Source organism: Promicromonospora sp. NPDC019610 (assembly GCF_044389365.1).
In the GTDB taxonomy this organism is placed as follows: Bacteria; Actinomycetota; Actinomycetes; order Actinomycetales; family Cellulomonadaceae; genus Promicromonospora.
In genome coordinates this window covers 324,315-345,345 of sequence record NZ_JBIRXX010000004.1, presented here as the reverse complement: position 1 = coordinate 345,345, position 21,031 = coordinate 324,315, and the positions used below count along the sequence as shown (strand labels likewise).

Genomic DNA, 21,031 nt, shown 5'->3' with positions numbered 1-21,031 from the left:
TTTCAGCGGGGCTTGGGGGCGTCCAGCGCCCCGCCGTAGCGCCGGTCGCGCTTCGCGTACTCCTCGACGGCGTGCCAGAGGTGCCGGCGGTCGACGTCGGGCCAGGGCTCGTCGAGGAACACCATCTCGGCGTAGGCCGCCTGCCACAGCATGAAGTTCGACGTGCGCTGCTCGCCGGACGAGCGCAGGAACAGGTCCACGTCGGGCACGTCCGGCAGGTACAGGTACTTCTGCACCGTCTTCTCGGTGATGCGCTTGGGGTCCAGCAGGCCCGCGGCGGCGTCCCGCGCCATGGCCGCGGCCGCGTCGGCCAGCTCGGCCCGGCTGCCGTAGTTGACACACATCGTCAGCGTGCAGAGGTCGTTGTCCTGGGTGCGCTCCTCGGCCTCCTGCAGCACGTCGATCACGGACTTCCACAGCTTCGGACGCCGCCCGGCCCAGCGAATGCGCACACCCCACGACGCCATGACGTCGCACTGGCGCTTCATGACCTCGTGCGTGAAGTTCATCAGGAAGCGCACCTCCTCGGGCGAGCGCTTCCAGTTCTCGGTGCTGAACGCGTACGCCGAGACGTACTCGACGCCCACGTCGACCGCCCCCGCCACGACGTCGAGCAGGGAGTTCTCGCCCGCCCGATGCCCCTCGATCCGCGGCAGGCCGCGCGCGTTGGCCCAGCGCCCGTTGCCGTCCATGACGACGGCGACGTGACGCGGCAGGAACTCCTTGGGGATGCGTGGGGCCTGCTCGCCGGACGGGTGCGGGAACGGCTTGACCAGGTCCCGGCGGGTGTTCCGGGCCATCAGCGCTCCACCATCTTCAACGATCGCAACGTTCTCTCCAGGTAGTACTGGCCGTAGGCGGCGACGATGCCGCTCGCCTCCTTGCGGTGCCGCGCGTCGGACGCGTCGGCGGTCGCCCAGTCGCCCGCGAGCAGCGAGGACAGCAGGGCGAAGGTCTCGGGCGCGGGCGCCGTGGAACCCGGCGGCCGGCAGCGCGGGCAGACGGCCCCGCCCTGCGCCACGTTGAACGAGTGGTGCGGCCCGGGCTCGCCGCAGCGCGCGCAGTCCTCGAACGACGGCGCCCAGCCGGCCACCGCGAGGGCCCGCAGCAGGTACGAGTCGAGCACCAGGCCGGCGTCATGATGCCGCTCGGACAGCGCCCGCAGGCCCCCGGCGAGCAGCCAGTACTGCTGCACCGCGGGCTCGTGCTCCGCCGCGACCAGCCGGTCGGCGGCCTCCAGCATCACCGTGCCGGACGTGTACAGGCCGTAGTCCTCGCTGATGGACCGGGCGTACGCGCCGATGGTCTCGACCTGCGTGACCGTGTCGAGCCCCATGCCCGGCCGCGGGCTGCGGCCGGTGTGGAGCTGCACGTCGACCGCCATGAACGGCTCCAGGCGCGCCCCGAACTTGGACGACGTGCGCCGCACGCCCTTGCCCACCCCGCGCACCTTGCCGTGCTCGCGCGTCAGGAACGTGACGATGCGGTCCGCCTCGCCCAGCTTCTGGGTGCGCAGCACGATCGCGTCGTCTCGGTACAGGGGCACGAAGCCATTCTGCCCCCAGTCACCGACACTCCGGGACGCCCCGCGTCACCGACACTCAGGCCCTCTCGACGAACCGCGTCCCGTCCGGCGTCAGCTCCGGCTCCCACACGAACCGGTGGATCACGTGCTTCTCCAGGATCCACCGCGACAGCAGCGCGACGCCGCCCCAGATCACGAAGAGCAGGAGCGTCTGGAGGAAGTTGATGCTGATCTTGTCGAAGCCGGTCAGCGCCAGCGTGGGGATCAGGAAGATCAGGCCGAGGAACGCCGGCAGGAGCTGGATGCCGACCCACTGCACCACCGAGAGCATGTCGACCCGGCGCTCGGCGACCACGCCGTGGTAGTCCATCACGTTGACCACGTGGTCGGCGCGCCACCTGGCGACGTGCCGGGCGACCGTCCACTGCGCGTCCCGCGCCTCCAGGGCGGCGCTGCCGGTCGGCAGCCAGATCCCGAGGATCTGGTGGATCTCGGCGGGCGTCAGGTACCCCTTGTCGAGGATCGCGAGGCTGTGCACGGGCGGCTGGCGGGTGTTGGTCGGCAGCACCAGGGCGGCCAGGAACAGCAGCACGCCGCCGGTCCCGAGCAGGCCCACGAGCGCATCCGGGAGCCACGGCAGGAGCAGGGTCGCGGTGGCGAACGCCAGGGCGCCGAGCAGCGCGCAGACGATGCGGTTCTTCATGGTCATGGTAGGTAGGACTTTACCGGCATCTCGTCGACATCCGGGGCGATACGTCCGTTTCGAGACCTAAGTTCCGGCGGTGCGGACCGTCAGAAGAAGAGCGTGTCCCGGCGGTCCAGCGGCCTGGACACGAGCCACCAGGCGACCACCTGCAGTGCGAGGACCAGCGGGAGGACCACCAGGGCGACGATGCCGAGCGCCGCCATCGCCTCCGTGGAGACCGCTCCGCCGACCAGGCGCGGCCAGGCCGCGATCGCCGTGCCGACGACGGGGGCGGCGATCATCACCGACGTGACGGCCACCGGCAGCGGACCGGTGCGGCGCAGCCGCCACGCGACGAGGGCGTCCCCGTGCAGGCGCGTGACGACCACGGCGGCGATGCCGAGGGCCAGCGCGGCCAGGCCGCTCCCCCAGGCCACGCCGAGCAGCGCCCCCCAGCTCCCGGCCAGCGCGATGCTGGCGACCACGAGCACCACGTCCCAGACGTCCCGCCACACGTTGCCCGGACGGCGGCTGCGCAGCCAGATCGCGGCGTCCCGCAGCGCCCAGGACCCGACGAGCACGAGTGCCACGGGGTACCCGGCGCCCAGCAGCTCGGCCTCGGCGTGCGGGAACACGCCCACCAGCACGCCGAGCGCCGCCACGAGCCACACCTCACCCGGGAGCAGCACCGGCCCCACGGCCCCGAGCACGAGGTGGCGCCGCGCGGGGTCCCGGCGCCGGTCCTTCCCGTCCGGGCCGCGCTCCTGGAGCAGGGTGGCGCCCGCGCCCTGGACGGCGCCGTCCAGCACGACCCAGCCGACCAGCAGCACGGTGAGGAGCACGCCCCACGCCGCGGCGTTCATCGAGCACCCTCCGGCTCGGGCCCGCGGCCGTGCGCCCCGCCACGCGCGCCGTCGTCCGGCGACCCGCCGTCCGGCGATCCGCCGTCGGGCGCCCCGAACCGGAGCAGCACCTCGTCGCCCGCGCCGTCGTCGCGCAGGACGTCGCCCGGGTCGGCGCCCAGCACGAGCCGCTCGGTCCCCGCGCGGGCCAGCCGGCTCAGCACCCACCAGTCGAGCACGGCGAGCGTGACCATGAGCCCGACGAGCAGCACGAGCGAGGCCAGGACGGCGCGCGCGGACTGGTCGGAGGTCACCTCGTCGACCCGCAGCACCCCCTGGACGACCCACGGCTGCCGCCCGAGCTCACGCACGAGCCAGCCGGCGAGCCCCACGGCGAACGGCAGCGGTAGCAGGGCCGTGAGCACGACGTAGAGGGCGCGGCGGCCCCGCATGCGGAACAGGGCGCCCGCGATGAGCAGGAAGGGGAGCACGAGCGCGCCGAGGAAGACGAGGTCGGCGCTCCGCATCATGACCTCGAGGAGCACACCGACGGCGGCGTTCTGGCCGAAGCCGCCCTCGATGTAGCCGAACTGCGCGTAGCCGAACCCCTGGGCGAACAGCACCCCGACGACGCCGGTCCAGATGCCGGCCCGCATGGAGTACCGCCACAGGTCCTCGTCGGGGCCGGTCGGCAGACGCAGGCCGCCGCCCGTGCGCCGCAGGTGCCACGCGGAGACGCCGACGAGCACGAACCCGCCGGCCATGAGGCACGCGCCCACCACGTGCAGGCCGGACAGGAGCGCCGCGGGGTTGCTGACCAGGGCGCCGACGTCGGTGATGCGCGCGACCTGGTCGCCGGCCGGGCCCTCCAGCACGTACCCGAGGGGGTTGCGCAGGAACCCGTTGGCCACCATCACGGCGAAGGCCGAGACGTATCCCGTGAGCACCACGGCCCAGAAGATCGCGGCGTGCAGCGCGCGCGGGAACAGGTGCCAGCCGAACACCCACAGGCCGAGCAGGGTCGACTCCAGGAAGAACGCGGCCAGGGTCTCCACGGCCAGCGGTGCCCCGAAGACCTCGCCGGCGACGTCGAGCAGGCCCGGGAAGTGCAGGCCGAACTGGAGCTCCAGGACGATCCCGGCGGCGATACCGAGCGCGTAGTTGACGAGGTAGATCTGCCCCCAGAACCGGGTGGCGTTCTCGAAGACGACGGCGCGGTCGCCCGAGGCCCGGGCCCAGCGCATGTTGAAGATCGCCACCACGGGGCCGAGCCCGAGCGTGAGCAGCACGAACAGGAAATGCACTGCGGCCAGCAGTGCGAACTGCAGGCGGGCGAGTTCCGAGGCCTCCACATTCCCGAGACTACGGAGCCGAACCGGTCGCGGCGACAGGATTCGGGCAGGACCGGGGAAAGGTCAGGGATGACCCCTAGCCCGTGGTGGGGCTGACCCTACCTCCGGTCGACGTCGTCGCCGCCGCCCAGGTCGGTGCAGTCGATGCCGACGGCGCCGTGCGCCCGCAGGTACCGCCCGGCGCCCGTGTCCCCGCGCACGGAGCCGGCGAGCGCCGCCCAGTGCTCGCGGCCCAGCAGCACGGGGTGCCCGGGGCGGCCGTCGTAGGTCGCCCGGGCGAGGGCGTGCCGGGCGGCGGCGGGCTCGTCGAACGGCTTCAGCACGCGGCGCACGGACTCGGCGCGGAGCCCGGGCAGGTCCACGAGCGAGACGACGGCGGCGTCCGCCTCGGTCTCCTGGGCGGAGGCGAGGCCGGTGCGCAGGGAGGCCGCGAGGCCGGTCTCCCACTCGTCGGCGACCACGGACGTCGCGTCGGACAGCGCGAGCCGCTCGGCCTCGTCGGCCCGCGCGCCGAGCACCACGACGACGTCGGCGCACCCGCCGTCGACCAGGGCCTGGCAGGCGAGCTCGAGCCACGGCGTGCCGCCGTCGGCCCGGGCGAGCGCCTTGGGCATCCCGAACCGGGTGCCCGCGCCGGCCGCGAGCACGATGCCGACCGCCGTGGTGCCGTACCTGCCGTCCATGGTTCAGCTCCGTCCGTATCGGGCGAGGACGAACGACTCGATGATCTGCGCCGCCAGGTAGAGCACGAGCGACGCGAGCGTGACCACCAGGACGCACGCCCACACAAGGTTGTTCTCCGACCGTCCTACCGCGTTGACCACCATGCTGCCGATCCCCTCGCCGGTGATCAGCCACTCCGCCAGCAGCGCGCCCGTGATGGCGCCGGGCACGGAGATCCGGACCGAGGCGAACAACGCGGGCAGTGCCGAGGGGAAGGCGACCCGGAACAGCAGGGCCACCGGCCCGCCACCGTACACGTGCACGACGTCGGTCAGCTGCGCGGACACGGACCGCAGGCCCTGCACGATGTTCACGAGCGCGGGGAACAGCACCACGATGCCGGAGACCACCGCGACGCGCACCACCTCGTCGGTGAACAGCAGGCGGATGATCGGGGTCAGCGCGATGAGCGGCACGGCGCGCAGGATCAGGGCGACCGGCATGACGGCGGTCTCCACGGGCCGGGACAGCACGATGAGCGCCGCCGCGAGCGTCGCGGTGAGCATGCCCGCGACGAAGCCGAGGGCCGCGTCGCCGAGCGTGACGCCGAGCGCGGCGAGGATCTGGGCGCGGGTCGAGGCCGCGTCGTAGGAGGCGAAGAGGAACTCGTGGACCTCGGCGGGGCCCTTGGCGACGAACGTGTTGTCGACCAGGGCCACGGAGACGACCCACACGACCGCGAGGACCGCGGCCATGAGCAGCGCCGTGCCCACCGCCCGGCCGAGACCGACGGCGAGTGCCCGCCCGGCGCCCCCGCGGCGGGCCGGACCTGTCGTGACCCCGCTCATCGTCGTCCTCCACCGGTCGACCACGGCACCGCGACCCGGCCCAGCAGGCCGAACGCGGCGTACCCGATGCCCGCCACCAGGGCGCAGGCGAACATGATGCCCCAGGCGCGCTCCACCATGAGGCCCTGGCCGGCGGCGATGAGCGCGGGCCCGACGCCGCGGTCGACGCCGCCGATGTACTCGCCCAGGATCGCCCCGAGGAACGCGGCCGGGGCGGCGATCTTCAAGGCGCTGACGATCTCCGGCAGGGCGGACACGAGCTGGACCGTGACGAGCTGGCGCCAGCGGCCGCCGCCGTAGACGCGCACCACGTCGAGCGCGGCGCGGTCGGCGGACCGGAAGCCGAGCACGGCCCCGACGACGGTCGTGAAGAACACGGACAGGGCCGCCAGGACGACCGCCGTGGGCGACGGGTCGCCCGGGTCCGGCGGGCCGAGCACGATGTAGAGGATCGGCAGGATCGCGATGGTCGGCACGCAGTAGCTGATCACCGCGACCTGCGAGATCACGGGCTCCAGCCGCGGGGTGATCAGCACGAGGGCGGCGAGCACGAGCGCCAGGCCGTTGCCCCACGCGAACCCGATCAGGGCCTCGACCACCGTGCCGCCGAAGTTGTGCGCGTAGAACGCCCAGCCGTCCGCGGCGTACTGGCGCAGCACGCCGGGCGGCGTCGGCATGGACGAGCCGTCGAAGACGGTGATCGCGAGCAGCCACCACAGCGCCACCAGGGCGGCCAGGCCCGCCCCTCCGCCAAGCCAGGTGCGGGCGCGGTCAGCCATCGGCGGTGGTGGTGTCGGGGGCTGTGCCGGCGTCGGCGGTGAACAGGAGCTCGGACGCGCGGTCGTGCAGCGCGTGGAACTCCGGGGTGCGCATCATCTCCGGCAGGCGCGGGCGCGGCAGGTCCACCTCGATGACCTCCTTGATCCGGCCGGGCCGCGGGCTCATGACCGCCACCTGGTCGGAGAGGAAGATCGCCTCCGAGATGCCGTGCGTGACCATGAGGGTGGTGGCCGGCTTCTCGGTCCAGATCCGCAGCAGCTCCAGGTTCAGGCGCTGGCGGGTCATGTCGTCCAGCGCCCCGAACGGCTCGTCGAGCAGCAGCACCGAGGGCTTGACCACCAGGGCGCGGGCGATCGAGACGCGCTGGCGCATGCCGCCCGAGAGCTGCGCGGGCCGCGCCTTCTCGAAGCCGCTCAGGCCGACCAGCCGGATGAGCTCGGCCACGAGGCCGTGGTCCACGGGCTGCCCCGAGACCTGGAACGGGAGGCGCAGGTTGGACTCGACCGACCGCCACGGCAGCAGCGCGGCGTCCTGGAACGCGATGCCGAGCTCGTGCCCGGCCCGCAGGCGCGCCGGGTCCTTGCCGTCCACCTTCGCGGTGCCGGACGTCGGCGCCTCCAGACCCGCGAGGATCCGCAGGATGGTGGACTTGCCGCAGCCGCTCGGGCCGAGCAGCGACAGAAAGCTGCCCTGGTCCGTGTGCAGCGTGACGTCGTCGAGCGCGGTCACCGTGCGACGGCCGGAGCCGAACGACTTGGACAGGTGCTCGAGGTGCAGGCCGGTGCCGGCCCCGCCCTCCGGGGCGGGGCCGACGCCGGTGGCGACCTGCGTGACGGGCTGGCCGGTCACGCTCAGCCCTTGAGCTCGGGCTGCTCGTCGAGCAGCTCGGTCAGGAGCGACAGGTCGAACACGTCCTCCTGGGCGGCGTCGATCCCGGCCGCCTCGAATGTGGCCATGTTCTGCGCCAGGAGCTCGTCGCTGATCGTGAAGATGCCGTTCTCGGCCGTCTCGTCGGTGTTGATCAGGTCCTCGCACTGGATGGTGTTCTGCTCCACCTCCTTGGCGAGGTCGAGGTCCTGGTCCGCGCCGTACTCCTCGACGGCCAGCCGCGCGCCCTCCTCCAGGTCGGCGCAGGCGTCGGTCCAGCCCTTGATCTCGGCCTCCAGGAACGCCTTGACCACCTCGGGTCGCTCGGCGATGGTCTCGTCGGTGGCGATGACCGACTCGGCGACGAACGGCAGGCCGTTGTCGGCGAACAGCAGGTTGGTCACCTCCTCGCCCTGCGACGAGACGATGATCGACTCGTTGGTCACGTACGCGAGGAACCCGTCGACCTCGCCGTTGACCAGGGGCTGCGGGTCGTACTGCACGGGCACGATCTCGACGTCGTCCTCGGTGAGGCCGTTGGCCGCCAGGAGCGCGGCGAACAGCAGGCCGTTGCCGCCGTCCTGCACGCCGATCTTCTTGCCCTTGAGGTCCTCGACCGTCTCGATGTTCGCGCCGTCCTTGAGGGACAGGATGGTGAACGGGTTCTTCTGGAACGTGGTGCCGACGATCTTGATCGGCGCGTCCTCGTTCGCCACGACCTGGCCCACGGTGACGGCGTTGGTCAGGCCGAAGTCGGCCTTGCCGGACGCCACCAGGTTCTCCGTCGCGCCGGGGCCCGCGTTGAACGTGACGTCGCCGAAGCCGGCGTCCGCGTAGTAGCCCTTGCTGTCCGCCATGAACTCGCCGGCGAACTCGGCGTTCTTGATCCAGGAGAGCTGGACCGTGAGGTCGCCCAGGCCCTCCCCCTCGGCGGGGGCGTCGTCGCCGGAACCGCAGGCCGCGAGAGCGAGCGAGGCGGCGGCCGCGACGGCCGTCAGGCGCAGCGCGCGCCCAGGACGGGAAAGCATCATGAGTGGTTCTCCTGGTGTGCTGGGTGCGCGGGACGAAACCCGCGTCTCGTTGCCCAGGACGCTAGGGACCTGCGGTTTCACGCCTCACGTCGGCCGGTTACACGGCCGTTAAACGTGCCGTCGCGCCGGGTGAACCGGCGCCCCGCCGGGCCGACCGCCTCCGCGCGCGTCAGTACGGGACGCGCGTGGTGTGCTCGCGCCAGGCCTCGAACGGCTCCCCGGCCCGCTCGATCCGGTGCTCGACGACGGGGTTCGGCCACGTCGACCGGTCGCGGTCGAGCAGCTCGTAGAACTCGCGGTCGTCGAAGCCCGCCCGTTCGGCGTCGTGCCGGTCCGCCGCGAACACCACGCGGTCCACCCGGGCCCAGAGCGCCGCGGAGAGGCACAGCGGACACGGCTCGCACGAGGCGTACAGCGTGGTCCCGGCCAGCGAGAAGGTGCCGAGCTCCTGGCAGGCCGCCCGGATCGCCACCACCTCGGCGTGCGCGGTGGGGTCGAGGTCCCGGGTCACGCGGTTGCCGGCGGCCGCGACCTCGACGCCGTCGCGCACGACGACGGCCCCGAAGGGGCCCCCGCCGTCGGCCACGTTCCGGGACGCGACCTCGACGGCGCGGGCGAGCCAGGCGGCGTCCTCGGGGCTCGCGGCGGCCCGGGACGTCGTGCCGGAGGTCTGGTGAGGGCTGGTCACCCTTCGATGCTCGCACCGCTGCGTTTCAACGGCGTTCCCAGGAGGTCACCTGGTCGAAACGTCTGTTTCGCCCGCTTGGGGTGCGCCGGCGTCTCTGGGGCTGGGTCGCGAGATCGGTCGGCTGCGTCGAGATCGGTCGGTCGATGGACCGATCTCGACGCAAGGGACCGATCTCGCCGCTTGGCGGCCGCTAGCGTGTGCCGCATGGACACCGCCGCCGTCTACGCGCAGTTCGCCGGGAGCCAGGCCCGCAACGGCGGCTCCCCCACCTACGAGGACTGGGCGCTCGGCGTCGCCGGCGACCCCGAGGTGTGCGCGCTGCTCGACACCCTGCCGGAGCCCAAGCGGCAGCCCAACCTGCTGTTCGCGGCGGCACGGCTCGTCGGGGCGCCGGCGGGCGGCTGGGCCGGGGTGCGGTCCTGGCTGGCGGCCGCCTGGCCCGACGTCGAGCGCGAGATGCGCACCCGGGCCACGCAGACCAACGAGCCCCGGCGGTGCGCCACGCTCGTGCCCACGCTGGCGGCGGTCGACGGGCCGGTCGCGCTCGTCGAGGTGGGCGCGTCCGCCGGGCTGTGCCTCTACCCCGACCGGTACTCCTACCTCTACACGACGCCCGACGGCGTCCGCACCCGGCTCGACCCGGACGACGGCCCGAGCGAGGTGCTGCTCCCCTGCGACATCGCGGGGCCGGTCCCCGCCCGGCTGCCCTCTGCCGTCACGGGGCCGGTCCCCGCCCGGCTGCCCTCTGCCGTCACGGGGCCGGTCCCCGCCCGGCTGCCCGAGGTCGTGTGGCGCGCCGGCCTCGACCTCAACCCGCTGGACGTGCGCAACCCGGACGACCTGGCCTGGCTGGAGGCGCTCGTCTGGCCCGAGCACGGCGACCGCGTCGAGACGCTGCGCGCGGCCGCCCGGGTGGTCGCGGCCGACCCGCCGCGCCTGGTCCGGGGCGACCTGCTGACCGGCGTCGCCGACCTGGTCGCGGCCGCGCCGGCCGAGGCCACCGTGGTGGTGCAGAGCTCCGCGGTGCTCTACTACCTGACGGCCGCCGAGCTGGCGGAGTTCACCGGCACGATGGAGCACCTGCGGCGCACGCGCGGCGTCGTCTGGCTGAGCAACGAGGGCTGGACCGTGCTGCCCGACGTCGCGGCCCGGCTCCCCGCAGGCGCCGACCCGCAGTTCATCCTGGCCCGCGACGGCGTTCCGGTGGCGCTCACCGATCCGCACGGCCGGTCGGTGCGGCTGCTGTAGCGGCCGGCCCGGCCGGGCCGAGCAGGCGCCACAGCCGGTCGGGCTGCATCGGCAGGTCGCGCGGGCGCACGCCGGTCGCGTCGGCGATCGCGTTCGCCAGCGCCGGGGCCACCGGGTTGTAGGGGGCCTCGCTCATCGACTTGGCGCCCCGGGGTCCGAGCCGGTCGACCGTGTCGGCGAACAGCACCTCGGTGGGCGGCACGTCCGCGACCTGCGGCACCCGGTAGTGGCGCAGCCGGTCGGTCACGACCACGCCGTCGCGCACCACCATGCGTTCGGTGAGCGCCGTGCCGATCGCCTGGGCCACCCCGCCCTCGATCTGCCCGCGGAGCTGCTCGGGGTTGATCACCACCCCGGCGTCGGCCGCCTGCACCGACTGCAGGATCCGCACCACCCCGGTCTCCCGCTGCACGGCCACCCGGAACCCGTGCACGTTGAACGCGACGGACCGCGGCGACCCGTCATGCGTGGCCTCGCCGAACAACCCCACCCCCACCCGTTGAGTGCTGGCTATCTGCGGTCTCGAATCGTTCCGAGGGCGCAGATAGCCAGCACTCAACAGCTGGGCGCGGAGGGCGGAGGCGGCTTTCTGGACCGCCAGGCCCGCTACGACCGAGCCCGCCGAGCCGAAGGCGCCCGTGTCGTAGCCGGACGTCGCCGTGTCGGACGGGCGCACGCGCACCCGCTCGACCGGCACGCCGAGCTCCGTCGCGGCGAGCTGCGCGTGCACCGTCGTGGTGCCGTTGCCGAACTCGGCGGTGCCGACGTCGACCACGAAGTCGCCGTCCTCCGCGACCGTGACCCGGGCGTGCGTGTAGTGCCCGCGCGGCGGGATGGTCGCGATCATCGCGAGCGCCACCCCGCGCCCCTCGGCCCAGCCCTCCGGCGCCGCCTCGCCCCGGCCCGAGGCCAGCGCGTCCTCGACGAGGTCGAGGCACTGGTCCAGCCCGTAGGACCCGTACTCCAGGTCGCCGTCCACCGGCCGGCCGACGACGAAGGGGTCACCGGGACGGATGACGTTGCGACGGCGCAGCTCGACCGGGTCGATGCCCAGCCGCGCGGCGAGCTCGTCGAGCGCGCCCTCGATCGCGAACTGCACCTGCCCCAGCCCGTACCCGCGGAACGCCCCGGACGGCACGTTGTTCGTGTAGACCGACTCGGCGTCGACGCGCTTGTTCGGCGCCCGGTACACGGCCATGGACTCGTGCACGCCGTGGAACAGGACGCCGGGCGCGTGGTTGCCGTAGGCGCCGGTGTCGGCCAGCACGTCGATCGCGAGCGCTGTCAGCTCGCCGGTCACGGACGCCCCGGCGCGCACCGTGACGCGGAACGGGTGCCGGCACGGCACGGTCGTGAACTGCTGCTCGCGCGTGAGCTCCCACTGCACGGGCCGCCCGGTCCGGAGGGTCGCGAGCGCCACGACGTCCTCGACGAGCAGCTCCTGCTTGCCCCCGAACCCGCCGCCCACGCGGCCCGCGACCACGCGCACCCGGTCCTGCGGCAGGTCGAGGAGCCGCGCGAGCTCGTCGCGCACGAGGAACGGCACCTGCGTGGAGGTGCGCACGTGCAGCACGGGTGCGTCGGCCCCGGTGCCGTCGGCCCCGGTGCCGTCGGTCCTGCCCGTGCCGTCGGTCCCGCCCGCGCCCGGCTCCAGCCAGGCCCGCGCGCCGTGGGTCTCCAGCGCGACGTGGTTGACGCGCCCCGTGGTCCAGGTGCCCGTCACGGTCGCCGCCGACGCCGCGAGCGCCGCTTCGACGCCCGGCTGCCCGGGTTCGGCGTGCTCCTCGTGGATCTGGACGACGACGTTGCGGCCCGCCTCCGCGACACGGTGCTCGGCGGGGGTCTTGTCCGGGTGCAGCAGGGGCGCGCCCGGGCTCCGCGCGGCGTCGGGCTCGAAGACGGCGGGCAGCACCTCGTACTCGACGTCGACCAGGCCGAGCGCGGCGCGCGCCTGCCGGGGCGTCTCCGCGACGGCGACGGCGACGCGCTGGCCCACGAACCGCAGGACCGGGTCGAGGATGCGGGTGTCGTCGGGGTCGTCGAGCCGGTTCTGGTGCCGGCCGGTCGAGTAGAGCGTGCCGGGCACGTCCTCGTGGGTGAGCACGAGGTGCACGCCGGGCGCGTCCCGGGCCGCGGTGGCGTCGATGCGGGTGATCCGGGCGTGCGGGTGCGGGCTGCCGAGCACGGCGACGTGCAGCAGGCCGGGCGGCTCGGGCTCGTCCAGGGTGTAGGGCTCGCGGCCGCGCACCACGCGGGCGGCGGCCGGGGCGACGACGGCGCGCCCGAACGCCTGACCGGGCTCCGCCACCTCGGTGTTCACGTGCCCGGCGATGGCGTCACGGATCGACCGGTACCCGGTGCAGCGGCAGAGGTTGCCCTTGAGGAGCTCTTCGGTCGACGGGGAGTCGCCGGTCGAGCGTGTCGAGTCCCGGGTCTCGACACGCTCGACCGGCGGGGAACCCGCGACCGTGCACACCATGCCGGCCGTGCAGAAGCCGCACTGGAACCCCGCCGCCTGGACGAACGCGCGCTGCACGGGGTGCAGCTCCTCCTCGTCGGCGTCCGGGTCCCCGCCCGGCCCGAACCGGCCGAGCCCCGCCGCCGTGACGACCTCCGACTCCACGGCCCGGTGCGCGGGGACCAGGCACGACTGCACCGGGGCGCCGTCGAGCAGCACGGTGCACGCGCCGCAGTCGCCCGCGTCGCAGCCCTTCTTCACGGACGTCGTGCCCTGCTCCCGCAGGTACGTGCGCAGGCACTGGCCCGGCCGGGGCTCGGCCGTGACGTCGGCGCCGTCGACCCTCATACGCCGCCGCCCAGCTCGTCGAGCGCCTCGTGCGCCAGGCGGCGGGTCATCGCGGCGCGCCAGTCGGCGGTGCCGTGAGTGTCCTCGTACCAGCCGCCGGCGGGGGCGATCGAGTCGATCCAACGGTCCAGCGCATCGTGGTCGTTCTCCTGGAACGGCCGCGTGTGCGGGACCGGCGTCGACGCCGTCACGACGAGCAGCACCCGGCCCGGGACGTCGCCGTCCGGCCCGTCGCCGTCCGGCCCGTCGCCGTCCGGCCCGTCGCCGTCCGGCAGGGTCCGCCCCGTCACCATCGCCGCGGTCCGCCCGGTCGGGGTGAGCGACGCCCGCCGGAACGCCGCCCGCCCCCCGAGCGCGAAAGCCGGCACCCGCACCTCGCGGAGCACCTCGCCCGGAGCCAGGTCGACGCGGCCCGCGCCCGTGACCAGGTCGACGACGGGCAGCTCCCGGGAGCCGCCGTCCGGCATCCAGATCACCGCCCGGGCGTCGAGCGCGACGAACAGCCCGACCATCGACCCGGCGGGCAGCCCCAGTGCGAGGTTGCCGCCCACGGTCGCGGTCCGGGCGACCTTCGCCGACAGCGACAGCGCCGAGACGCACTCCCCCACGATCCCCAGCGCCCGGTACGGGCCCGCGGCGGCCGGGCCGGGGGCACCGCCGAGCGCCCCCGGCCCGGCCACCAGCTCCGCCAAGGTGCACGTGCCGGCCACCCGGAGCCCGGACCCGTCCACGGACCACGGCTCCCAGCCGAGCCCCATGAGGTCCACCAGCCCGGTCACGCCGGCGGGCACGGGCTCCGAGTACAGGAACGTGCCTCCGCCGAGGAAGGCCTCGCCGGGCCGCAGCACGCAGTCGGCGCGGGTCCGCGCCACCCGGACGGTGTCGAGGTCGAGATCCATGGGGCGCCGGTCACCTCTCGTCGATCTCGTGCAGCAGCTCGTACCGGGCGTCGATGGCCTCGACGCGCGCGCCCGCGCCGTCGAGCACCTCGTGCACGCGGTCCGACAGCATCGCCACGACGCTGACCGGCGCGACCAGCGAGTCGAACGCGCCCTCGGTCGCGATGGGGCACTCGATCCACCAGGTCACGCTGCCGGCGAGGTGGCGCAGGCTGGTGTCGGCGAGCAGCAGCACGCGGACGCCGTCGGCCAGCAGGGACTCGACCATCTCGCCCACCCGGAACGCGTGCCGGCGGATCGAGACCACCACGACCACGTCGTCGGGCCCCAGCCCCACGAGGTCGTCGGCGAGCGACTGGCCGGGTCCTGGCGCCAGGTGCACGCGCCCACGAACCTGGATCAGGTTGCGCCGGAGCTGGGTCGCCGGGCCGAGCGAACCGCGCCGGCCGACGACCACCACGTCGCGCGCGGTCGCGAGCGCGTCGGCGATCTGGTCGAGCAGACCGTCGTCGAGCGCCGCGTAGACCTTCTCCAGGTTCTTGACCTCCTGCTCCAGCCGCTCGCGCAGCCCGGGCGAGGGGTCGACGGCGATCGGCAGGCCGCGCCCGCGCTGGGTGCGCAGGTCCTCGCGCAGCCCCTCGAAGTCCTCGTAGCCGAGCTTGCGGAACAACCGGCTCATCGTGGCCTTGGACACCCCCGCCAGGGCGGCGAGCTCCGTGGCGCGGTAGGTCCCGAGGTCGCCGAGGTGGTCGAGCAGGGCGTCCGCGGCGCGGCGCTCCTGCGGGGACAGGTCCCGGTAGCCGGCGGCGATCCGGTCCTCGAGCGGGCGGTCCGCGAGCGACGTCATCCGATCTCCTTCGCCAGGGCCAGCACCGCGGCGGTGTACGCCTCCAGGGCCACACCCACGTCCGCGGCGTCGACGTGCTCGTCGGGGTGGTGGCTGATCCCGTCGCGGCAGCGCAGGAACAGCATGCCCACGTCGGTCACGGCGCCCATCGCCATGCCGTCGTGTCCGGCGGGGCTCCACAGCCCCAGCGGCTCCGACGTGGTCGCGGTCGCCTCCGCGATGCCCGACGCGACGGCGTCGATCAGCTGCGGGGCGCACGTGGTCGACGGCGCCCGGTGGGTCTCGGTGTGCTCGAACGTGACGCCCCGCGCGGCGGCGATCTCGCGCCCGGCAGCGGCGATCTGCTCCCACAGCGCGTCGCGGCCCGCGTCGGTGCGCCCGCGCAGGTCGAGCGTCAGCTCGGCCCGGCCGGGGATCACGTTGACGGCGCCGGGCTCGACGCGCAGGTCGCCGACGGTGGCGAGGCTGTCCGTCGCCCGGGCCAGCTCCTCGATCCGCGTGACGAGGTGCGCGGCGGCGACCAGCGCGTCCCGGCGCCGGGCGAACGGCGTGCCGCCCGCGTGCCGGGCCTCGCCGGTGACGGTCAGCACGAACCGCCGCGCCCCGGCGATGGTCGTGACGTACCCGAGCGGCAGGCCCTCGGCCTCCAGCACCGGCCCCTGCTCGATGTGCGCCTCCAGGTATCCGACCAGGTCAGCCGGGTTGCGGGCGGCGTCGCCCACGCGGTCCGGGGCCAGGCCGAACCGCAGGAACGCCTCCCGCAGGGTCACGCCGGCGGCGTCGGCCTGGTCCCACCACGCGGGGTCCCACTGGCCCGACGCCGCGCAGCTCCCCAGCAGCGCCTTGCCGAACCGCGTGCCCTCCTCGTCGGAGAACCCGACGACCTCCAGGGCGAACGGCAGGACCGTGTCGCGCAGCCGGTGCGCGACGGCGATCGCGAGCACCACGCCGAGCATCCCGTCGTAGCGCCCGGCGTCGGGCACGGTGTCGAGGTGGGAGCCGAGCACGAGCGCGGGCTCGCCCGGGGTGGCCGGACGCTGCGGCGTGCCGTCGGCGGCGCGGCGGCCCCAGATGTTCCCGGCGGCGTCGGTCTCGGTGTCCAGGCCGGCGTCCTGCATCCAGGCCCGCACCGCGGTGTTCGCGGCGGAGTGCTCGGGCGAGAGGTACACGCGCTCCAGGGCGTCCGGCCGCGCGGAGTGCCGCGTCAGGTCGTCGCACCGGGCCATGACCCACTCGGTGGTGCCGATCCCGGTCACAGGCGCGCCTCCTTCGCGACGGCGGCGTCGGCGGCCGCCGGAACCGCGTCGTGGAAGCCGCCGTGGGCCGCGCCGTCGTAGGCCGCGAGCGCCGCCGTGACGCCGCCGCCCGCCGGGGCGTGGAACCCGGCCCGGCGCAGCTCGTGCTCCAGGGCCGCGAGGGTGGTCAGGACGGCGTCGCGGCGGGCGTTGAAGCCCATGGTGCCGATGCGCCACACCACGCCGTGCAGGGGGCCGAAGGACGTGCCGATCTCGATGCCGAAGTCGTCCAGGAGGCCGCCACGGACGGCGTCGCCGTCCACGCCGTCGGGGATGCGCACGGCCACCACGTTGTGCATCTTGTGGGCGACGTCGCCGAACACCTCCAGGCCCAGCCCGAGCACGCCGGCCAGCATCGCGGCGCCGTGCTGGGCGTGCCGGTCGGTGGCCGTGGCCATGCCCTCGGCGACCAGGAGCCGCGCGCACTCGCGGGCGGCGTAGAGCATGGACGTGGCCTCGGTGTGGTGGTTGAGTCGGCGCGGCCCCCAGTACTCCATGATCTGCGCGAGGTCGAGGTAGTTGGACTGGATGGGCACGCCGTGGGGCGCGACGTCGTCCGCGGTGCGGATGCCGGCCTCGACGTGGCGGCGCCGGTCGATCGCGGCCACGGCGGCCGGCGAGAGCGTCACGGGGGCGCTGCCCGACGGGCCGCCCAGGCACTTCTGCAGCCCGGCGGTCGCGGCGTCGATGCCCCACTCGTCGGTGTGGAACGGGTTGCCGCCGAGCGTGGCCGTGGCGTCGACGTACAGCAGGGCGTCGTGCTCGTGGGCGATGCGGCCGAGCTCGGCGAGCGGCTGCGCCATCGTGGTGGAGGTGTCCCCGTGCACGACGGCGAGCAGGCGGGGCCGCACCCGCCGCACGGCGTCCTCGATCTGGTCCGGCTGGAAGACGGTGCCCCACTCGGCCTCGATCGTGTGCACCTCGGCCCCGGCCCGGGCGCCGATCTCGGCCAGCAGGTGCCCGAACCGGCCGAACACCGGCACGAGGACCCGGTCGCCCGGCTCCAGCAGGGACACGAGCGCCGCCTCGATGCCCGCGCGCGACGTGCCGTCCACGAGCAGCGTCTGCTCGTTGGCGGTGTCCCAGACGGTGCGCCACAGGAGCATGGCCTCGGTCATGGTGTCGGTCATGAACGGGTCGAACTGGCCCACGAGCGGCGCCGCCATGGCGCGCAGCACGCGCGGGTCGGCGTCGACGGGCCCGGGGCCCATGAGGAGACGCGCGGGCGGGTGGATCTGGGTCATGCGGGCCTCCTGAGCAGCGTCCCCCGGCTTCCTGCGCTGGTCGGGCTTGCCGAGACCCGGGCCTCGGCGAGCTCGGCCAGCGGTACCACGGCGCCCTGGACCGTCAGGCCGTCGTACGCGCTGATCTTGTTCTTGTGCGCCATCTCGGCGGCGTGGAAGGTGGTGGACGCGTCGGGGTCGTAGACCAGCAGGTCGGCCGCGGCGCCCTCGGCGATGACGCCGCGCGGGCGCTTGCCGCGGTCCAGGCCGACGAGGGCCGCGGTGTTCGCCGAGGTCCAGCGGGACACCTCGGACAGGGGCACGCCGCGCCGTCGGGCGGCGTCGGCCAGCGCGAGGAAGCCCGCCTGGAGGCCGGAGATGCCGCCCCAGGCGGTCTGCAGGTCCGCCTGGCCGGGCGGGCGGCCGCCGGACTTCTCCTCGGCGGTGGCCGGGGAGTGATCGCTGACCACGGCGTCGATGATCCCGGCCCGCAGGCCCTCCCAGAGCGCGTCCTGGTTGCCCCGGTCGCGGATCGGCGGGCAGCACTTGAAGGCGGCGTCGCCGTCAGGCACGTGCTCGGCGTCGAGCACGAGGTAGTGGTGGCAGGTCTCGACCGTGACGGGCAGCCCCTCGTCCTTCGCCTCCTGCAGCAGGTCGAGCGCCCGCGCGGACGACAGGTGCAGCACGTGGGTGGGGGTGCCCGTCTCGCGGACGGCGTCGAGCAGCCCGGCGATCGCCGTCGTCTCCGCGTCGTGGGGACGCGAGGCCAGGAAGTCCGCGTAGGCCCGGCCGGGCCGCTGCGGCGCGGCCGCGAGCGCCGCCGGGTCCTCGGCATGGACGACGAGCAGCCCGCCGAACCGTGCGATCCGGTCCATCGCGGCGACCAGCTCGTCGGGGCCGAGCGGCGGGAACTCGGGCACGCCCGAGTCGGCGAGGAAGCACTTGAACCCGAAGACGCCGGCGTCCCAGAGGGGCTCCAGGTCCTCGACGTTGCCGGGTACCGCGCCGCCCCAGAAGCCGACGTCGCAGTGCAGCTCGCCGCGGTCGCGGACCGCCTCGGCCGCGGCGCGCTTGGCCTCCAGCGCGGCGACGCTCGTGGTGGGCGGCAGCGAGTTGAGCGGCATGTCGACGATCGTCGTGACGCCGCCGAGCGCGGCGGCGCGGGTCGCGGACGCGAAGCCCTCCCACGCGGTGCGGCCGGGCTCGTTGACGTGCACGTGCGTGTCGACGACGCCGGGCAGCACCACCTGCTCGCCCAGGCGCACCACCTCCGGCGGCGGCCCCGGGGTGGCGCCGAGCACCTCGCCGAACAGGTCGTCGGCGGGCTTCAGCACGGTGTCGGGGTCGCTCGTGCCCCACCACACCTGGTCGATGCGGTCGCCGTCGAGGCGCAGGACGGCGGGGCGCAGCTCGCCCTCGACCAGCACCCGCTCGGACGCGAGGACCACGCTCATACGAACCCTCCGATCGTGGACCACACGGGGTGCTCCGGTCCTGCGTTCTGCGACCGCTGGACGGCGGCCTCGATCAGCCCGTAGGGCCGGTCGGCCGCGAAGAACACCTCGCCGGGGTTGTCCAGGCCGAACGGCTCCAGGTCCACCAGGAAGTGGTGGTTGTTGGGGCAGGACAGCCGGATCTCGACGATGTCGTCGAACGCCTCCAGCACGGCCTTGCCCATGGCGAAGACGGACTGCTGCAGGGCCAGGGAGTGCAGCTCGGCGAATGTCGTCAGCAACAGCGCGCGCACGGCGGCGAACCGCTCGTCGTAGTCCGCCGGGCCCGCGGTCTCGGCGAACGACGCGTCGTAGCGCCACCAGGCGGTGACGTCGGTCGCGAGGATGCGGTCGTCGGTCTCGGGGAGCGTCGTGTACCGGTCGCGCGGGAACCCGGAGAACTCCGACCCGGTGGACTTCAGCACCGTGACGTCGCTCAGGCCCGCGAGCACGCTCAGGCCGGCGTCGTCGGCGTGCACGAGCGCCGTGCGGCGCTCGGCGGCGCCGCGGACGAACGCGTGGTCGTGGCCCGTCCCGCCTGCGGCCCCGCCCGTGCCGCCGGCGCCCGGGGTGCTCGTCGCGATGCGCTCCCAGCCGTACTGCTCCGCGCGCCAGCGCCCGCCCGTCACCTGGGGCTCGGCGAGGAAGTGCCGGGCGAGCCGCAGCAGGAACGTCTCCGGCGAGCCGACGCCGTCCCGCGCGAAGGCCTGCACCGTGTTCTTCTGCGTGTCGGTGGCGATGACGCCCGTGTTGTCCCCGGACTCGTGCGTGGCCCGGAAGTCCCCGCGGAGCTGTGAGGTGATGTTCAGGTCGGTGATGCGGTGCCGTGCGGTGTCGCGGTCGACGCGCACCAGCCGCACCTCGGCCTTCCCGTATTGGTTGGGCCCCAGGACTATCGACATTCAGCTCCCCCGGTAGGTGGTGTAGGCGAACGGGCTCAGCAGCAGCGCGACGTGCGTGTGGTCGGGTCCGAGCACCACGTCGAGCAGCACCTGCCCGAAGAACGTGTCGCGGCCCTGCGCCGCGAACCAGTCGCCCGCGGCGAAGGTCAGGACGTGCCGGCCGGGCGTGACCTCGCCCCAGGCGATGCGGCCGTCGTCGTCGGTCACGGCCTGCCGGGTGCCCAGCGAGACCGCCAGGCCGGCGGCCGGGAGGCCGCGGGCGGCGTCCAGCACGTGGGTGGACGCGGTGCTCACGGCGCCACCGCCGGGGTGGCCGGTGTCTCGGCGGGCTCCTCGGCGGGCTCCTCGACCGGCTCCTCGACCAGGGCCTCCAGCCGCAGCAGGGCGATCTGGCGCAGCTGCTCCGCCGTCACCAGTGCCTCGTCGGCGGGGTCGTTGGCCAGCCGCTCGGTGAGGTTCTCGAGGATCTGCTCCGCGGTGCGACCCGCGGCCCGGACCAGGAAGATGCGGCCGAACCGCGCCTCGTAGGCCACGTTGCCCTCGGCGATCCTGGCGGCCGTGGCCTCGGCCGCGGTGGGCTGCTCGGTGCGGGACAGCCGCGCCTCGGCGCTGTCCCCCGTGGCACGCTCGCCGATCCGCGGGTGGTGCGCCAGGGCCGCGTCGACGTCGGCGGCCCCCCAGTCGGCGGCGCACCGCATGGCGTGCACCAGGAGCTGGTCCCGGCGCAGGTACGGGCGGCCGGCCACGACCGCGTCGACCCAGGAGTCGACGTCGGCGCACGGGCGGACCGCCGCCGCGGCGTCGGACGGGGACAGGGCGTTGAACGTCGCGAGGTCCATGACACAAATCTACGGTTTCAACGCGATTTGCGAGTGGCACACGAGTTTCAGGCCCGTAAATCTTCGCCGACACCGCCGGACTCGGCCGCCGCCGCGCCGCTGCCGCTGCCGCCGCCGCTGCGGCTGCGGCTGCGGCTGCGGCTGATCACGTCGAACGTAGGGTTGATCGGCGCGTGGGGCCCCATGCGCCGATCAACC

At 74.4% G+C, this 21,031-nt stretch carries 21 protein-coding genes; 1 reads left to right on the top strand and 20 read right to left on the bottom strand.

The window, feature by feature from the left end; genetic code table 11:
* Positions 1-2: 2 nt before the first annotated feature.
* From ACH45N_RS26415 to ACH45N_RS26365, 11 genes are all read right to left on the bottom strand, one after another.
* Positions 3-800: an isoprenyl transferase gene (locus ACH45N_RS26415; protein WP_397398996.1), complete on the bottom strand. Its 798-nt coding sequence runs from the start codon at positions 798-800 to the stop codon at positions 3-5.
* Positions 800-1,546 (bottom strand): DNA repair protein RecO, encoded by a 747-nt coding sequence (gene recO / locus ACH45N_RS26410; protein ID WP_377231572.1) that lies wholly within the window; start codon positions 1,544-1,546, stop codon positions 800-802. The genes ACH45N_RS26415 and recO overlap by 1 nt, the downstream gene beginning before the upstream one ends.
* Before the next feature lie 55 nt (positions 1,547-1,601).
* The gene (locus ACH45N_RS26405; protein WP_397398994.1) at positions 1,602-2,234 is read right to left on the bottom strand and encodes a hypothetical protein; all 633 of its coding nucleotides are present in this window, start codon (positions 2,232-2,234) and stop codon (positions 1,602-1,604) included.
* An 83-nt stretch (positions 2,235-2,317) separates the two neighbouring features.
* Complete coding sequence (locus ACH45N_RS26400; protein WP_397398992.1) at positions 2,318-3,073, bottom strand: cytochrome d ubiquinol oxidase subunit II; 756 nt, start codon at positions 3,071-3,073, stop codon at positions 2,318-2,320.
* Entirely contained in the window at positions 3,070-4,404 is a 1,335-nt protein-coding gene (locus ACH45N_RS26395; protein ID WP_397398990.1) for a cytochrome ubiquinol oxidase subunit I, read from the bottom strand. Before ACH45N_RS26395 ends, ACH45N_RS26400 begins: the two co-directional genes overlap by 4 nt.
* A gap of 98 nt (positions 4,405-4,502) precedes the next feature.
* Complete coding sequence (locus tag ACH45N_RS26390; protein WP_397398988.1) at positions 4,503-5,087, bottom strand: NTP transferase domain-containing protein; 585 nt, start codon at positions 5,085-5,087, stop codon at positions 4,503-4,505.
* Positions 5,088-5,090: 3 nt separating this feature from the next.
* On the bottom strand, positions 5,091-5,915 hold the full coding sequence (locus ACH45N_RS26385) for an ABC transporter permease (protein ID WP_397398986.1): 825 nt from the start codon (positions 5,913-5,915) through the stop codon (positions 5,091-5,093).
* Complete coding sequence (locus ACH45N_RS26380) at positions 5,912-6,694, bottom strand: ABC transporter permease (RefSeq protein WP_397398984.1); 783 nt, start codon at positions 6,692-6,694, stop codon at positions 5,912-5,914. The genes ACH45N_RS26385 and ACH45N_RS26380 overlap by 4 nt, the downstream gene beginning before the upstream one ends.
* A complete protein-coding gene (locus ACH45N_RS26375) occupies positions 6,687-7,544 on the bottom strand; it encodes an ABC transporter ATP-binding protein (protein WP_397398982.1) in 858 nt (285 codons plus the stop codon). Before ACH45N_RS26375 ends, ACH45N_RS26380 begins: the two co-directional genes overlap by 8 nt.
* A gap of 2 nt (positions 7,545-7,546) precedes the next feature.
* Positions 7,547-8,593, bottom strand: a complete 1,047-nt coding sequence (locus ACH45N_RS26370; RefSeq protein WP_397398980.1) for an ABC transporter substrate-binding protein — start codon at positions 8,591-8,593, stop codon at positions 7,547-7,549.
* Positions 8,594-8,762: 169 nt separating this feature from the next.
* The gene (locus ACH45N_RS26365) at positions 8,763-9,281 is read right to left on the bottom strand and encodes a nucleoside deaminase (RefSeq protein WP_397398978.1); all 519 of its coding nucleotides are present in this window, start codon (positions 9,279-9,281) and stop codon (positions 8,763-8,765) included.
* A gap of 204 nt (positions 9,282-9,485) precedes the next feature.
* On the opposite strand from ACH45N_RS26365, the gene ACH45N_RS26360 reads away from it, so the two are divergent.
* Positions 9,486-10,529, top strand: coding sequence for a DUF2332 domain-containing protein (locus ACH45N_RS26360; protein WP_397398976.1), 1,044 nt, complete (start codon positions 9,486-9,488; stop codon positions 10,527-10,529).
* Here the strand turns inward: ACH45N_RS26360 and ACH45N_RS26355 are convergent.
* Genes ACH45N_RS26355 through uraD form a run of 9 tightly spaced genes read right to left on the bottom strand, consistent with a single transcriptional unit; the run spans position 10,492 to position 20,833 of the window.
* The gene (locus ACH45N_RS26355; RefSeq protein WP_397398974.1) at positions 10,492-13,335 is read right to left on the bottom strand and encodes a molybdopterin-dependent oxidoreductase; all 2,844 of its coding nucleotides are present in this window, start codon (positions 13,333-13,335) and stop codon (positions 10,492-10,494) included. The genes ACH45N_RS26360 and ACH45N_RS26355 overlap by 38 nt on opposite strands.
* Entirely contained in the window at positions 13,332-14,234 is a 903-nt protein-coding gene (locus ACH45N_RS26350; protein ID WP_397398972.1) for an FAD binding domain-containing protein, read from the bottom strand. Before ACH45N_RS26350 ends, ACH45N_RS26355 begins: the two co-directional genes overlap by 4 nt.
* Positions 14,235-14,244: 10 nt before the next feature.
* Positions 14,245-15,081, bottom strand: coding sequence for a MurR/RpiR family transcriptional regulator (locus ACH45N_RS26345; RefSeq protein ID WP_397398970.1), 837 nt, complete (start codon positions 15,079-15,081; stop codon positions 14,245-14,247).
* Complete coding sequence (locus tag ACH45N_RS26340) at positions 15,078-16,337, bottom strand: allantoate amidohydrolase (RefSeq protein ID WP_397398968.1); 1,260 nt, start codon at positions 16,335-16,337, stop codon at positions 15,078-15,080. Before ACH45N_RS26340 ends, ACH45N_RS26345 begins: the two co-directional genes overlap by 4 nt.
* Positions 16,334-17,620, bottom strand: coding sequence for a pyridoxal-phosphate-dependent aminotransferase family protein (locus ACH45N_RS26335; protein ID WP_397398966.1), 1,287 nt, complete (start codon positions 17,618-17,620; stop codon positions 16,334-16,336). The genes ACH45N_RS26340 and ACH45N_RS26335 overlap by 4 nt, the downstream gene beginning before the upstream one ends.
* Positions 17,617-19,053, bottom strand: a complete 1,437-nt coding sequence (gene allB / locus ACH45N_RS26330) for an allantoinase AllB (protein ID WP_397398964.1) — start codon at positions 19,051-19,053, stop codon at positions 17,617-17,619. Before allB ends, ACH45N_RS26335 begins: the two co-directional genes overlap by 4 nt.
* The gene (gene pucL, locus ACH45N_RS26325) at positions 19,050-19,994 is read right to left on the bottom strand and encodes a factor-independent urate hydroxylase (RefSeq protein WP_397398962.1); all 945 of its coding nucleotides are present in this window, start codon (positions 19,992-19,994) and stop codon (positions 19,050-19,052) included. The genes allB and pucL overlap by 4 nt, the downstream gene beginning before the upstream one ends.
* Positions 19,995-20,288 carry a hydroxyisourate hydrolase gene (locus ACH45N_RS26320; RefSeq protein ID WP_397398960.1) on the bottom strand — a complete coding sequence of 98 codons (294 nt, stop codon included), beginning with the start codon at positions 20,286-20,288 and terminating at the stop codon, positions 19,995-19,997.
* Positions 20,285-20,833 carry a 2-oxo-4-hydroxy-4-carboxy-5-ureidoimidazoline decarboxylase gene (uraD, locus tag ACH45N_RS26315; RefSeq protein WP_397398958.1) on the bottom strand — a complete coding sequence of 183 codons (549 nt, stop codon included), beginning with the start codon at positions 20,831-20,833 and terminating at the stop codon, positions 20,285-20,287. Before uraD ends, ACH45N_RS26320 begins: the two co-directional genes overlap by 4 nt.
* Positions 20,834-21,031 lie beyond the last annotated feature (198 nt).

What these genes read in the sequence shown, in the direction of transcription:
- allB (WP_397398964.1), bottom strand. Translation starts at nt 19,053, where the DNA reads ATGAGCGTGGTCCTCGCGTCCGAGCGGGTGCTGGTCGAGGGCGAGCTG.
- ACH45N_RS26415 (WP_397398996.1), bottom strand. Translation starts at nt 800, where the DNA reads ATGGCCCGGAACACCCGCCGGGACCTGGTCAAGCCGTTCCCGCACCCG.
- ACH45N_RS26385 (WP_397398986.1), bottom strand. Translation starts at nt 5,915, where the DNA reads ATGAGCGGGGTCACGACAGGTCCGGCCCGCCGCGGGGGCGCCGGGCGG.
- ACH45N_RS26400 (WP_397398992.1), bottom strand. Translation starts at nt 3,073, where the DNA reads ATGAACGCCGCGGCGTGGGGCGTGCTCCTCACCGTGCTGCTGGTCGGC.
- ACH45N_RS26405 (WP_397398994.1), bottom strand. Translation starts at nt 2,234, where the DNA reads ATGACCATGAAGAACCGCATCGTCTGCGCGCTGCTCGGCGCCCTGGCG.
- ACH45N_RS26350 (WP_397398972.1), bottom strand. Translation starts at nt 14,234, where the DNA reads ATGGATCTCGACCTCGACACCGTCCGGGTGGCGCGGACCCGCGCCGAC.
- pucL (WP_397398962.1), bottom strand. Translation starts at nt 19,994, where the DNA reads ATGTCGATAGTCCTGGGGCCCAACCAATACGGGAAGGCCGAGGTGCGG.
- ACH45N_RS26335 (WP_397398966.1), bottom strand. Translation starts at nt 17,620, where the DNA reads ATGACCCAGATCCACCCGCCCGCGCGTCTCCTCATGGGCCCCGGGCCC.
- uraD (WP_397398958.1), bottom strand. Translation starts at nt 20,833, where the DNA reads ATGGACCTCGCGACGTTCAACGCCCTGTCCCCGTCCGACGCCGCGGCG.
- ACH45N_RS26345 (WP_397398970.1), bottom strand. Translation starts at nt 15,081, where the DNA reads ATGACGTCGCTCGCGGACCGCCCGCTCGAGGACCGGATCGCCGCCGGC.
- ACH45N_RS26355 (WP_397398974.1), bottom strand. Translation starts at nt 13,335, where the DNA reads ATGAGGGTCGACGGCGCCGACGTCACGGCCGAGCCCCGGCCGGGCCAG.
- ACH45N_RS26390 (WP_397398988.1), bottom strand. Translation starts at nt 5,087, where the DNA reads ATGGACGGCAGGTACGGCACCACGGCGGTCGGCATCGTGCTCGCGGCC.
- ACH45N_RS26380 (WP_397398984.1), bottom strand. Translation starts at nt 6,694, where the DNA reads ATGGCTGACCGCGCCCGCACCTGGCTTGGCGGAGGGGCGGGCCTGGCC.
- ACH45N_RS26370 (WP_397398980.1), bottom strand. Translation starts at nt 8,593, where the DNA reads ATGATGCTTTCCCGTCCTGGGCGCGCGCTGCGCCTGACGGCCGTCGCG.
- ACH45N_RS26360 (WP_397398976.1), top strand. Translation starts at nt 9,486, where the DNA reads ATGGACACCGCCGCCGTCTACGCGCAGTTCGCCGGGAGCCAGGCCCGC.